General features: G+C 75.2%; 14 protein-coding genes and 1 tRNA gene. 7 read left to right on the forward strand and 8 right to left on the reverse strand.

The genetic code is table 11. The features are described from left to right. Positions 1-43 precede the first annotated feature (43 nt). Together K5O09_RS02135 and K5O09_RS02140 are read left to right on the forward strand one after the other, a co-directional pair. A complete protein-coding gene (locus K5O09_RS02135) occupies positions 44-1,279 on the forward strand; it encodes an MFS transporter (protein WP_222171237.1) in 1,236 nt (411 codons plus the stop codon). Next, positions 1,276-2,370 carry a UDP-N-acetylmuramate dehydrogenase gene (locus tag K5O09_RS02140; RefSeq protein WP_222171238.1) on the forward strand — a complete coding sequence of 365 codons (1,095 nt, stop codon included), beginning with the start codon at positions 1,276-1,278 and terminating at the stop codon, positions 2,368-2,370. The genes K5O09_RS02135 and K5O09_RS02140 overlap by 4 nt, the downstream gene beginning before the upstream one ends. Positions 2,371-2,477: 107 nt before the next feature. On the opposite strand, the gene K5O09_RS02145 is transcribed toward K5O09_RS02140, so the two are convergent. From K5O09_RS02145 to K5O09_RS02170, 6 genes are all read right to left on the reverse strand, one after another. Next, positions 2,478-3,527, reverse strand: a complete 1,050-nt coding sequence (locus K5O09_RS02145; protein ID WP_222171239.1) for an adenosine deaminase — start codon at positions 3,525-3,527, stop codon at positions 2,478-2,480. A 69-nt stretch (positions 3,528-3,596) separates the two neighbouring features. Next, positions 3,597-4,226: a response regulator transcription factor gene (locus K5O09_RS02150; RefSeq protein WP_255595999.1), complete on the reverse strand. Its 630-nt coding sequence runs from the start codon at positions 4,224-4,226 to the stop codon at positions 3,597-3,599. Continuing rightward, positions 4,223-5,587: a sensor histidine kinase gene (locus K5O09_RS02155; protein WP_222171240.1), complete on the reverse strand. Its 1,365-nt coding sequence runs from the start codon at positions 5,585-5,587 to the stop codon at positions 4,223-4,225. The genes K5O09_RS02150 and K5O09_RS02155 overlap by 4 nt, the downstream gene beginning before the upstream one ends. Before the next feature lie 50 nt (positions 5,588-5,637). Next, positions 5,638-6,477 (reverse strand): ABC transporter permease, encoded by an 840-nt coding sequence (locus K5O09_RS02160; RefSeq protein ID WP_222171241.1) that lies wholly within the window; start codon positions 6,475-6,477, stop codon positions 5,638-5,640. Further along, entirely contained in the window at positions 6,474-7,376 is a 903-nt protein-coding gene (locus tag K5O09_RS02165) for an ABC transporter ATP-binding protein (protein ID WP_222171242.1), read from the reverse strand. Before K5O09_RS02165 ends, K5O09_RS02160 begins: the two co-directional genes overlap by 4 nt. Positions 7,377-7,459: 83 nt before the next feature. Next, entirely contained in the window at positions 7,460-8,707 is a 1,248-nt protein-coding gene (locus K5O09_RS02170) for a pyridoxal phosphate-dependent aminotransferase (protein ID WP_222171243.1), read from the reverse strand. 157 nt (positions 8,708-8,864) lie between these two features. On the opposite strand from K5O09_RS02170, the gene K5O09_RS02175 reads away from it, so the two are divergent. The 5 genes from K5O09_RS02175 (at position 8,865) to rplA (ending at position 11,528) form a co-directional block, all read left to right on the forward strand. Continuing rightward, a tRNA-Trp gene (locus K5O09_RS02175) sits at positions 8,865-8,937 on the forward strand. Positions 8,938-9,032: 95 nt separating this feature from the next. Further along, positions 9,033-9,317 (forward strand): preprotein translocase subunit SecE, encoded by a 285-nt coding sequence (gene secE, locus K5O09_RS02180; protein WP_222171244.1) that lies wholly within the window; start codon positions 9,033-9,035, stop codon positions 9,315-9,317. 71 nt (positions 9,318-9,388) lie between these two features. After that, on the forward strand, positions 9,389-10,183 hold the full coding sequence (gene nusG / locus K5O09_RS02185) for a transcription termination/antitermination protein NusG (protein WP_222171245.1): 795 nt from the start codon (positions 9,389-9,391) through the stop codon (positions 10,181-10,183). Positions 10,184-10,271: 88 nt separating this feature from the next. Then, positions 10,272-10,703, forward strand: a complete 432-nt coding sequence (gene rplK, locus K5O09_RS02190; protein WP_222171246.1) for a 50S ribosomal protein L11 — start codon at positions 10,272-10,274, stop codon at positions 10,701-10,703. Between the two features lie 105 nt (positions 10,704-10,808). Beyond that, complete coding sequence (gene rplA / locus K5O09_RS02195) at positions 10,809-11,528, forward strand: 50S ribosomal protein L1 (protein ID WP_222171247.1); 720 nt, start codon at positions 10,809-10,811, stop codon at positions 11,526-11,528. Between the two features lie 143 nt (positions 11,529-11,671). On the opposite strand, the gene K5O09_RS02200 is transcribed toward rplA, so the two are convergent. Both K5O09_RS02200 and K5O09_RS02205 read right to left on the reverse strand, forming a co-directional pair. Beyond that, positions 11,672-12,271, reverse strand: a complete 600-nt coding sequence (locus K5O09_RS02200; RefSeq protein WP_222171248.1) for a hypothetical protein — start codon at positions 12,269-12,271, stop codon at positions 11,672-11,674. Continuing rightward, entirely contained in the window at positions 12,268-12,687 is a 420-nt protein-coding gene (locus K5O09_RS02205; RefSeq protein ID WP_222171249.1) for a DUF4383 domain-containing protein, read from the reverse strand. The genes K5O09_RS02200 and K5O09_RS02205 overlap by 4 nt, the downstream gene beginning before the upstream one ends. Positions 12,688-12,777: the final 90 nt, after the last annotated feature.

Here is a 12,777-nt window from a genome sequence, read left to right on the forward strand (position 1 = left end):
GTCCCCGCACCACCCACCCACGAACCCGCGAGGAAGCACGGCGATGGCGCAGCACCCCCCGATCGACGCCCGGCGCGTGAACGCCGCCTCCGTCGCCGTGTTCACCGTGTTCGCGCTGTCCGGGTTCAACTTCTCGACCTGGGCCGCGCGGCTGCCCGCCGTGCGGGACGGGCTGGACCTCTCGGCGAACCAGATGGGCCTGCTGCTGCTCGTCGGCTCGTTCGGGTCGCTCGTCGCCCTGCCGCTGTCCGGCCTCGTCGTGACGCGGATCGGTGCGGCGCGTACCGTCCTCGTCTTCGCGCTGCTCAACGCGACGGGCCTGGCGACGGCGGCCGTCGGCGCCTCCGCCGGGGAGGTCGTCCTGGCCGGCGCGGGCCTGGTGGTCTACGGCGTCGGCACCGGGGTGTGGGACGCGGCGATGAACCTCGAGGGGGCCGTCGTCGAGCAGCGTCTGGGGCGCACCGTGATGCCGCGCTACCACGCGGGGTTCTCGGTCGGCACGGTCGCGGCCGCGGGGATCGCCGCGCTCGCCGCCCGCGCGGACGTCCCGGTGCACGTGCACGTGCTGCTCGCGGTCGCCCTGTCGTCGGTCGCCGTCGTCGTCGCCGTGCGCTCGTTCCTCCCCGCCGGCCACGACGCCTCCCCGGACGGCGAGGTCGCGCACGGCGCCGGACGGACCTCGGTGTTCTCCGCCTGGCTCGAGCCGCGGACGCTGCTCATCGGGCTGGTGGTGCTCGCCGCAGCCCTCACCGAGGGTGCGGGCAACGACTGGCTGAGCCTCGCCGTGGTCGACGGTTTCGGGCGCTCGGACGAGATCGGCGCGCTGTCGTTCGGGGTGTTCGTGGCCGCGATGACGCTGATGCGGTTCCTCGGCACCGGCCTGCTCGACCGGTTCGGCCGGGTGGCCGTGCTGCGGTTGTGCGCGGCGCTCGGGCTGGTGGGCCTGCTGGTGTTCGGGCTGGTGCCGGACACCATGCTGTGGCTCGCGGTGCTCGGCGCGGTGCTGTGGGGCATGGGCGCGGCGCTCGGGTTCCCCGTCGGCATGAGCGCCGCGAGCGACGACCCGCTGCGGGCCGCCGCGCGCGTGAGCGTGGTCTCGACCATCGGGTACACGGCGTTCCTCGCGGGGCCGCCGCTGCTCGGCCTGCTCGCGGAGCACGTGGGTTACCGGCACGCGCTGCTCGCTGTCGCCGGCCCGATCGTCATCGGTCTGCTCGTCGTGAACGCCGCCGCCCCGGCGCGGCGGGAGCCCACGGACCGGCCTACGCTCGTGCCGTGACCACCGCCCTGCAGCCCGCCACCTTCTCGGAGCTCACCACCCTCGGCGTGGGCGGGCCGGTGTCCCGGTTCGTCGAGACCACCTCCGAGGCCGACCTCGTCGAGGCGGTGCGCACGGCCGACGCCGAGGGCGTCCCGGTGCTGGTGGTCGGGGGCGGCTCGAACCTGCTGGTCTCCGACGCGGGGTTCGACGGGCTCGTGGTGCGCGACGGCCGCCGGGACCTGACCACGCCCGACCACTCGGCGTGCGCGGGCGTCACCGTGTCCGTCGTCGCCGGCACCCCGTGGGACGACGTCGTCGCGCACGCCGCGTCGCACCGGCTCAAGGGCATCGAGGCGCTCTCCGGCATCCCGGGGTCGACCGGCGCGACGCCGGTGCAGAACGTCGGCGCGTACGGGCAGGAGGTGTCCCAGACCGTCGCGACCGTGCGGGTCTGGGACCGGTCGCGCGCCCGCGTGCGGACCCTGCCGCTGGTCGACCTGCAGTTCGGCTACCGCACCTCGCTGCTCAAGCGCTCCATGCGCGCGCTGCCCGACGCCGCCGACCCGGACGCCCCGTGGTACCCGACGCCGCGCTACGTGGTGCTCGACGTGACGTTCCAGCTCCGCGTCGCCGACCTCTCCGAGCCGATCGCGTACGGCGAGCTGGCCCGCGAGCTCGGCATCGCCGTCGGGGAGCGCGCGCCGTTGCCGGACGTCCGCGAGGCGGTGCTCGCGCTGCGGGGCCGCAAGGGCATGGTGCTCGACCCTGCGGACCCGGACACCCGCTCGGCGGGGTCGTTCTTCACCAACCCCGTGCTCACGGCCGAGGACGCCGCCGACCTGCCCGAGGACGCCCCGCGGTACCCGGCCGGTGACGGCCTGGTGAAGACCAGCGCCGCCTGGCTCATCGAGCAGTCCGGCTTCGCGAAGGGCTACGGCCTGCCCGGCCCGGCCGCGCTGTCCACCAAGCACACGCTCGCGCTGACGAACCGCGGCGGGGCCAACGCGGGGGACGTGCTCGCGCTGGCGCGGACCGTGCGGGACGGCGTGGCGCAGCGGTTCGGCATCGTGCTGGAGCCCGAGCCCGTCGTGGTGGGCGCCGACCTCTGACGGCGCCCCGGCGTTCACCCGGGCCCTTCGGATCCGTTCGCACCGACGCGCCCGGCGAGCCTGCCCGTTCGGATCCGAACGCCCAGCCAGGGGGCGGCGCGGCGGGCTCAGCCGCGAACAGCCCTCGCACCCGGCCCCGGCCCCGCCGCCAGCCACGCGTCCACGCCCGCGAGCAGCCGGACCTTCGTGCCGTCGGACGCCCGGCTGGCCCGGATCGACGCCCGCGCGAGGTCCGCGAGCTCGGCGTCCGAGAACCCGTGCACCTCGCGCGCCGTCCGGTACTGCTCGACCAGGCGCGACCCGAACAGCAGCGGGTCGTCCGCGCCGAGCGCCACCGTCGCACCGGCGGCCACGAGCTCGCGCAGCGGGACGTGCGCCGGCTCGCGGTAGACGCCGAGCGAGACGTTCGACGCCGGGCACACCTCCAGCGCGATGCCGCGGTCGACGATGCGGCGCAGCAGCGCCCCGTCCTCGGCCGACCGCACGCCGTGCCCCAGGCGGTCCGGCGCCAGCGCCTCGAGGACGTCCTCGACGTGCGGGGGGCCGAGCAGCTCGCCGCCGTGCGGCACAGAGGCCAGACCCGCCCGGCGGGCGATCGCGAACGCGGGCGCGAACTCGGACGTGTCGCCGCGCCGCTCGTCGTTGCTCAGCCCGAACCCGACGACCTCGCCCGGCCCGTCCCCGGCGTACCGGGCGGCGAGCCGCGCGAGCGTCCGCGCGTCCAGGGGGTGGCGCATCCGCGACGCCGCGACGACGACCCCGACCTCCAGGCCGAGGTCGCGCGAGGCGAGGCGGGCCTCGTCCAGCACGATCTCCAGCGCCGGGGTGATCCCGCCGACCGGGGGCGCGTACGACGTGGGGTCGACCTGGATCTCCAGGCGGCCGGAGCCCTCCGCGGCGTCGTCCGCGGCGGCCTCGCGCACGATGCGCCGCAGGTCGTCCTCGCCGCGCACGCAGGCGCGCGCCGCGTCGTACAGACGCTGGAACCGGAACCACCCGCGCTCGTCCGCGGGCACCCGCAGCCCCTCGCCGTCCAGCAGCGTGGCCGGGAGCCTGACCCCGCGGTGGTCGGCGAGGTCGGCGAGGGTGGCGACCCGCATGGACCCGGTGAAGTGCAGGTGCAGGTGGGCCTTGGGCAGGAGGGCCAGGTCTCGCACCCGGTGAGTGTGCCCGATGCGGGCGGTGGTCACGACCGCGACCCGCCCGCACCGCGGCCACGTCCTGGCTCAGGGTGCCGGCAGCAGGCCCCGCTGCATGGCGACCGTGACCGCCGCCGTCCGGTCGTCGACGCCGAGCTTGCCGAACGCGCGCAGCAGGTGCGTCTTCACGGTGGCCTCCGCGATGAACAGCTCGCGTCCGATGGCGGCGTTCGACAGGCCCTGCGCCACCCGGCCCAGCACCTCCAGCTCGCGGGCGGTCAGCCGGTCGGACTCGCCCCGCACCTGCTGCACGAGCCGTGACGCGACGGACGGCGACAGCGCCGACTCCCCGCGGGCGGCGGCGCGCACCCCCGCGACGAGCTGCTCCCGCGGGGTGTCCTTGAGCAGGTAGCCGGTCGCCCCCGCCTCGACGGCACGCAGGATGTCGGCGTCGGTCTCGTACGTCGTCAGCACCAGCACCCGGACGCCGGGAAGCTCCGCGACGATGCGGGCGGTCGCGGCCGCGCCGTCCAGCACCGGCATCCGCAGGTCCATGAGCACGAGGTCGGGCCGCAGCTCGGCCGCCGCCTGCACCGCGGCGGCACCGTCCGCGACCTCGCCGACCACCTCGATGTCCGGCTCCACGGCCAGCAGCCCGGCCAGCCCGGAGCGGACCACCGGGTGGTCGTCGGCCAGCAGCACCCGCACCGTCGTCACGTCGTCCCGTCCTCGTCCCTCGGTCCGTCCCCGTCGCCCGCCGTCGCGCCCGCGGGGAGGGGCAGCGCGAGCCGCACCCGCGTGCCGTGCCCCGGCTCGCCCGTGACGTCGAGCGTGCCCCCGCCGGAGGTCACGCGGTCCCGCATGCCGCGCAGCCCCACGCCCTCCGCGGTGCCCGGCGCCAGCCCGCGGCCGTCGTCGAGCACCTCGAGCGTGACGGAGCCGTCGCCACCCGCCAGACGCAGCAGCACCCGACGGGCACCGGCGTGCCGGCGGACGTTCGCGAGCGCCTCCTGCGCGGCGCGCAGCAGCACGACCTCCGTGTCCCGCCCGGCCGGTCCGACGTCGGTCAGCGTGACGTCCACCCGCACGCCCGTCTCGGCGCGGAACCGCTCCGCCAACCGCTCGAGCGCCTCGCCGAGCGTGGCGTCCGCCAGGGCGGCGGGCCCGAAGGCGGCCACCAGCGCCCGCGCCTCCGCGAGGTTGTCCCGCGCGACCTGCTCGATCTGCGCGAGGCGGTCCGCGGCCTGCGGCTGCTGGCCGACCTCGAGCTGCGCCTGCGCCGTCTGCGCGAGCATGACGACGCTCGTGAACCCCTGGGCCAGGGTGTCGTGGATCTCCTGCGCGACGCGCTCCCGCTCGGCGAGCACCCCCGCGGCGTGGTGGCTGGCGGCCAGCTCCGCCTGCGCGGCCTCGAGCTGCTCGATCAGGGCGGCGCGCTCCTCGGACTGCTCGGCGACCCGGGTGATCCACAACCCGAGCGCGAGCGAGAAGATGAGCCCGATCGCCATCTGGCCGGTCAGCGACAGCAGGTCCCGGCCGGTCGCGCGCTCGGCGACGGCCATCGTCGCGCTCGTCGCCACCGCGAGGACGACGGACGCCATGACGCCCTCGCGCAGGCTGCCGGAGAAGAACCACACCTGCGAGAACCCGATGAAGAGCAGGATCGAGCCGATCGGGTTGACGCCGCTCGCCAGCGCCACGACCGCGACGAGCACCACCACGTAGGCCCGGGTGAGCCGGGCGTCGCCCCGCAGCGCTCCGCGCCGCCCGAGCAGGAGGTACGCCGCGAGCAGCACCAGCAGGCCACCGAGAGCCGCGGAGGTGCCGGGCCGCGGGGGGAGCGCACCGTCGACCGCCAGCATCGAGACGGCGCTGATCGCCAGCAGGGCGTAGAACGCGGCGTCCCAGCCGGCGAGCGCCCGCCGCCAGAACTCGTGGCGCTCGGCCGGGCCGGCACCGGCGGGAAGCCGCGTCCGGACGGCGCGCGCCCGCCCCGCCGACGCTCCCGCGCCGGACCCGTGACCCGCGTCGTCGCCCGGGGACCACCCGGGCGCGCCGCCGACGGGCGGGGGGCACACCCCCGGCCGTCGGCTCCTGCGGGCTGCTCACCGGCCCAGTGTGGCGCAGGTCAGCCGTCGTCACGCCGACGCCACCGGAACGTGCGGGCGCCGACCACGAGGCCGACCACGAGCCACGCGACCAGCACCGCGGCGATCGCCCCGTGCTGCCACTCGCCGGAGGGCTCGAGGGCGCGTGCGCTGTCCGGGAGGAACACGGAGCGCATGCCCTGCGCCATCCACTTGAGCGGGAACACCGACGCCAGGTCCTGCATCCACGACGGCAGGTCGTAGAACGTGAAGAACACCCCGGAGATGAACTGCAGCACCAGCACGACGGGCGTCACGACGGCGCTCGCGGACCGGCCCGACCGGGGGATCGAGGAGAACCCCACGCCGCACACAGCGCCGGAGGCGGCCCCCAGCAGGAACACCCACGCGAACGTCGCCCACAGGGCCGAGCCGTCCGGCATGTCGACGTCGAACAGCAGCGCCGCGACGGCGAGCAGCAGCGCGACCTGCACCACCGACGTGACCAGCACCTGGCCGACCTTGCCGAGGAAGTACGCGGCGGGCGGCAGCGGGGTGCCGCCGAGCCGCTTGAGGCCGCCCTCGTCGCGCTCCACGGGGATGGACACCGCCAGCGACTGGAACGACGACAGCAGGACGCCCGTGGCGATCATCCCCGGCAGGAAGTACTGCGCGAACGGCACCCCGTCCGCGACCTCCGCCCCGTCCTGCCCGAACACCGTCGCGAAGATCGCCAGCATGATGATGGGGTACGCGAAGATGAAGATCACCGCGTCGCGCTCGCGGAAGAACCCGCGGACCTCGTAGCGGGCGCGCTCGTACCCGAGGCGCAGCGTGCCGGGCAGCCGCGCGGCCGGCCGGTCCAGGGCGGGTGCGCTCATCGCAGGGCCTCCGTCGTGACGAGGGCGGCCGCGGCCGCCGGGGTGGTGGACGCGTCCTCGGCGATCAGGCCCAGGTAGACGTCCTCGAGCGTGGGCCGCGCGACCTGCAGGCCGGGGACCTCGCCGCCCAGCCGGTGCGCGAGAGCCGTGACCAGGCCGGTGGGGGAGTCCGTCCGCTCCTCGCGGTGCACCCCGCCCTCGACCCACCGCACGACGGCCTCCTGCGCGGAGCGCCCGCCGAGCTCGGCCGGGGTGTCCACCGCGACCACCCGCCCGGCGCGGACGACCGCCACCCGGTCGGCCAGGTGCTCGGCCTCCTCCAGGTAGTGCGTCGTGAGGACGATCGTCGTGCCGCCGTCGCGCAGGCCCGCGATCAGGTCCCAGAACGCGTGCCGCGCCTCGGGGTCGAACCCGGTGGTCGGCTCGTCCAGGAACAGCAGCTCCGGGCGGCCGACGATGCCGAGGGCGACGTCGAGCCGGCGCCGCTGCCCGCCCGAGAGCTGCCGGCTGCGGGTGCGCACCTTCTCGCGCAGCCCGACGGCGTCGATGACCTCCTCGGGGTCGCGCGGGTGCGGGTAGTAGCGCGCGAAGTGGTGCACCAGCTCGCCGACGGTGGCCTCGGCGAGGTCGTTCGTCGTCTGCAGCACGATGCCGATGCGGGCGCGCCAGTCCCGACCGGCGGTCTGCGGGTCGGCGCCGAGCACGCGCACGTCGCCGCCGTCCCGGTGCCGGTAGCCCTCGAGGATCTCGACGGTCGTGGTCTTGCCCGCGCCGTTCGGCCCCAGCACCGCGACGATCTCGCCGCGGGCCACGGTGAGGTCCAGCCCGTCGACGGCCCGCTTGTCGCCGTACCGCTTCTGCAGGCCGGTCACCCGGACCGCGAGGTCGTCTGTCGTCATGACGCCAGCGTCCCGCGCGGGCGGGCGCCGCCGCGACGACCGGCGGTCGGGACCTGGCGTCCACCGACCGGTGGACGCCGGTGTCAGCCCTCGGCGAGCAGCGCCTGGATGCGGCCGACGCCCTCGGCCAGGTCCGCGTCCCCGAGCGCGTACGACAGGCGCAGGTACCCGCTGGGCCCGAACGCCTCGCCGGGCACGACGGCGACCTCGGCCTGGTCGAGCAGCAGCGCGGCGAGCTCCGCCGACGTCGTGGGCGTCACGCCGCGGAACGTCCGGCCGAGCAGGCCGTGCACGTCCGGGTACGCGTAGAACGCGCCCTGCGGCGCGGGGATCCGCACGCCGTCGACCTCCCCGAGCATCGCGACCATCGTGCGGCGGCGCCGGTCGAACGCCTCCCGCATCGCCGCGACCGCGGACAGGTCCCCGGTCAGCGCGGCGACCGCGGCCCGCTGCGACACGTTCGCGACGTTCGACGTCAGGTGGGACTGGAGGTTCGTGGCGGCCTTCACGACGTCCGGGGGGCCGACCAGCCACCCGACGCGCCAGCCCGTCATCGCGTAGGTCTTCGCGACGCCGTTGAGCGCCACGGTCGTGGACGCGAGCTCGGGCACGACGCGCAGCACCGGGGTGGCGACCGCGCCGTCGTAGGTGAGGTGCTCGTAGATCTCGTCGGTGACGACCCAGATGCCGTGCTCGAGCGCCCAGCGGCCGATCTCGGCGGTCTCCTCCGCGGTGTACACCGCGCCGGTCGGGTTGGACGGCGAGCAGAGCAGCAGCACCTTCGTGCGCGGGGTGCGTGCCGCCTCGAGCTGCTCGACGGTCACCCGGTAGCCCCGGTCGACCCCGGCGAACACCTCGACGGGGACGCCGCCGGCCAGCCGCACGGCCTCCGGGTACGTCGTCCAGTACGGCGCGGGCAGGAGCACCTCGTCGCCCGGGTCGAGCAGCGTCGCGAACGCCTCGTAGACGGCCTGCTTGCCGCCGTTGGTCACCAGCACGTCGGCCGGCGAGATCTCGTACCCCGAGTCGCGCAGCGTCTTCGCCGCGATCGCCTCCTTGAGCACGGGCAGGCCGCCGGCGGGCGAGTAGCGGTGGTTGGCGGCGTCGCGCGCGGCGGCCACGGCGGCCTCGACGATGTAGTCCGGCGTCGGGAAGTCGGGCTCGCCGGCCCCGAAGCCGATGACGGGCCGGCCGGCGGCCTTGAGCGCCTTGGCCTTCGCGTCCACGGCGAGCGTGGCGGACTCGGCGATGCCACCGACGCGCGCGGAGACGCGGCGGGGCGAGGGGGCGGACGGGGCGGGCTGGTCGGCGTGCGCGCTCACGGGTCCCATCCTCGCAGACCTGCGGCCGGGCGGGTCGAGCGGCCCGACGGGGCGCGGTTCGACCCCGGGCCGACCGTCGCGTACAGTTGTCCCTCGGTGGTTGACGCCCGCCATGATGAGCCGTGCCCACGGGGGCGGCGCCGTCGTGGGGGAGGGACGCCGCCGTAGGGCAGTGGCGCAATTGGTAGCGCACCGGTCTCCAAAACCGGCGGTTGTGAGTTCGAGTCTCGCCTGCCCTGCGTTTGTGGTCACGGACCGCCGACCCCAGCGGGCCGGTGGACGACAAGAGGCGCCCGGCGACGGCCGGCGTCGCGAGACGTAGGGGAACGAACAGGTGAGCGACTCGGCACCCGTGGCGGCGTCCGGCGCGGGCGAGCCCGCCGAGCGGACCGGTGCCGGCAAGCCCGCCCGTCCGGAGAAGCGCCGGGGCCTGTTCGCCCGGATCGCGCTGTTCGTCCGCCAGGTCGTCGCGGAGCTCAAGAAGGTCGTCCGCCCCACCCGGTCCGAGCTCGTCACGTACACGACCGTCGTGCTGGTCTTCGTCGCGGTGGTCATGGCGTTCGTGACGGTCGTCGACCTGGGCATCGGCCAGGCCACGCGCTGGATCTTCGGGGGCTGAGCCTCCGCGGCGCCCCGCCCGGGCGCTCGACACCTCAGCACCATCGTCCGCAGCAGAAAGCAGGTTCGCACGTGTCGCAGGAATCGCAGCAGCCCGGTCCGGGTGCCGCCGAGTCCGAGCTCGACGACGCCCTCGCGTCGGTCGAGGCGGTCGAGGCCCCCGCGGCGGGCTCGGACGAGCCGGCCGACGTGAGCGACGAGGCGGGGGACGAGCCCGAGGTCGCCGAGGCGGAGGGCGACGAGCCCGTCGCGGACGAGCCGGACGTCGACGAGGACCCGGTCGCGGCCTTCAAGGCGCAGCTCCGCTCGCAGCCCGGCGACTGGTACGTCATCCACTCGTACGCGGGGTACGAGAACCGGGTGAAGACCAACCTCGAGAACCGCACGCAGAGCCTCAACATGGAGGACTTCATCTACCAGGTGGAGGTCCCCATGGAGGAGGTCGTGGAGATCAAGAACGCGCAGCGCAAGGTCGTGCGCCGCGTCCGGATCCCCGGCTACGTCCTCGTCCGCATGGACCTCACCGACGAGTCGTGGGGCGCCGTCCGGCACACCCCGGGCGTCACGGGCTTCGTGGGCCACACCCACCAGCCGGTGCCGCTGACGCTCGACGAGGTGTTCTCGATGCTGGCGCCGACGATCGAGGCGAAGGCCCCGGCCGCCGCCCCGCAGCAGAAGGCCGCCGCGGCGATCGAGGTCGACTTCTCCGTCGGCGAGTCGGTCACCGTCACGGACGGCCCGTTCGACACGCTGCCGGCCACGATCTCCGAGATCAGCCCCGAGAACCAGAAGCTCAAGGTCCTCGTGTCCATCTTCGGCCGGGAGACCCCGGTCGAGCTGTCGTTCAGCCAGGTCGCCAAGATCTGACCGCCGCCCGGCCCCGCCGGGAGCACGACGGCACTGCAACCGGGTCATCGCCCACGGCGTCGGCCCACGAGAGAAGAAAGGGTGGCTCATGCCCCCGAAGAAGAAGGTCACCGGCCTCATCAAGCTCCAGATCAACGCCGGTGCGGCCACGCCCGCCCCGCCGATCGGCCCCGCGCTCGGTCAGCACGGCGTGAACATCATGGAGTTCTGCAAGGCGTACAACGCGGCGACCGAGTCGCAGCGCGGCAACGTCATCCCCGTCGAGATCACGGTGTACGAGGACCGCTCGTTCACCTTCATCACGAAGACGCCGCCGGCCGCCGAGCTCATCAAGAAGGCCGCCGGTGTCGCGAAGGGCTCGCCCACGCCGCACACCGTCAAGGTCGCGACGCTGACCGCGGACCAGGTCCGCGAGATCGCCCAGACCAAGCTCGAGGACCTCAACGCCAACGACCTGGCCGCCGCCGAGAAGATCATCGCCGGCACCGCCCGCTCCATGGGCATCAAGGTCGAGGGCTGACCCTCACGCACCACCCGCCCGCCCCGGGACGTCCGGGGCGGGCACCCCAGTGGCAGGGCCCTGTGCGGCCCGACGACCACGACTGCTGACAAGGAGACAGAGCAGATGGCGAAGCACAGCAAGGCGTACCGCGCCGCGGCCGAGAAGATCGAGCCCGGCGCCGTCTACGCCCCCCTCCAGGCGATCCGTCTGGCCCAGGAGACGTCGACCACGTCGTACGACGCGACCGTCGAGGTCGCGATGCGTCTCGGCGTCGACCCCCGCAAGGCGGACCAGATGGTGCGCGGCACCGTCAACCTGCCGCACGGCACCGGCAAGACCGCCCGCGTCATCGTGTTCGCGACCGGTGAGCGTGCCGAGCAGGCCCGCGCGGCCGGTGCGGACGAGGTCGGCGGCGACGAGCTGATCGAGAAGGTCGCGGCCGGCTACACCGACTTCGACTCCGCGGTCGCGACCCCGGACCTCATGGGCAAGGTCGGCCGGCTCGGCAAGGTGCTCGGTCCGCGTGGCCTCATGCCGAACCCGAAGACCGGCACGGTGACCATGGACGTCGCGAAGGCCGTGTCCGACATCAAGGGCGGCAAGATCGAGTTCCGCGTCGACAAGCACGCGAACCTGCACTTCATCATCGGCAAGACGTCCTTCTCGGACACCGCGCTGGTGGAGAACTACGCGGCGGCGCTGGAGGAGATCCTGCGTCTGAAGCCGTCCGCGTCGAAGGGTCGCTACATCACCAAGGCGACCGTCTCGACCACGAACGGCCCCGGGATCCTGCTCGACCAGAACAAGACCCGGAACCTCACCTCGGAGGACGACGCGGCCTGACGCCCGTCCCCACCGCGACCGCAGGCCCGGCCCCCCGCTGAGGGGAGCCGGGCCTGCGGCGTGACGGGGCCGTGCGGCGTGGAGCCGGCGGGCGGGTGGCCGGCGGCGGGCGCGTGCCGCCGACGGGCGCGGTGCCGGGCGGCTCAGTGATGCGGCTGCTCGGCGGGCAGCCCGGGGCCGCGCCCCGGGTCCTGCTGCCCGTGCTGCCCGTGCGGGACGGCGTGCTCGCCCGCCTCGGTCGCGGCGAGCCCCGGCACGGTGACGAGGGCGACCAGCACCGAGCCGGTCGCCAGCGCGGCGAGCTGCCCGACCGGTCCGGGGCGGCGTCCGGGACGACCGGGCGCACCGGCCGCGCGCTCGGCGAGACCGAGCAGCACCGCGCCGGCCAGCGCCAGGACGAGGGCGGCGCCCTCCGCGGCGGTCGGGCCCCTGCCCGTGGCGGGTGCGCTCAGCAGCACCAGCGGACCCGCGGCGAGCAGGGCACCGAGTGCCGCGCGGGGCGCCGGAGCGGGACCGCGGAGCGCGGCGAGCGACCAGCCCAGCGCGGCGAGCCCGAGCACGGCCAGGGCGACCCCCACCGGGAGGTGGTGCGTCAGGTGGCCCGCGCCGGTCCCGCACGCGACCAGCCCGAAGCCCAGGGCGGCGGTCGCCGACCACGCGCGGGCGGTGAGCGCCAGGGCACCCTCCGCGCGCGGGGGCGCACCGCCGGCCGGCCGGGTCGCGGCCGGCCGGCGGGCGGTCATGCCGCGCGGCGGGCGGTGGTCCCCGCCTCCGCGGTGCGGTCGGCGCCCAGGCCCACCCCCAGCAGCAGGACGGCGCTCGCGAAGTGGAGCACGTTGTCGGCGCCGTTCAGCGCCAGGATGTTCGCGGACGACCCCACGAGGAACAGCCCGAGCAGCCCGACGAGCAGGTAGACGCCTCCCACCGTCGAGTTGGCGGCCTTCGCGGCGCGCGTCGAGGCCGCCGCGGCGCCCAGCAGCACCGCGCCGATGCCGAGGTGCACGATGTTGTGCAGGGGGTTCACCTCGAACACGATCAGCGTCCCGCCCTCGGTGCCGGCGAACGCCGCCCCGGAGCTGACGAAGAAGCCGGCGATGCCGACGAGCAGGTAGACCGCGCCGAAGATGCCGCCGACGAGGCGGTTGGCCGACTGGCTCATGCGTTCTGTCTCCTTCCGGGGCCACGTCCCCGCTGGTGGTGCGCGCCGGTCCGCGCGCACCCCGGGTTCGGAGCGGTCGACGCGGCGGAT

It is taken from the genome of Cellulomonas sp. C5510 (assembly GCF_019797765.1).
Classification (GTDB): Bacteria; Actinomycetota; Actinomycetes; order Actinomycetales; family Cellulomonadaceae; genus Cellulomonas.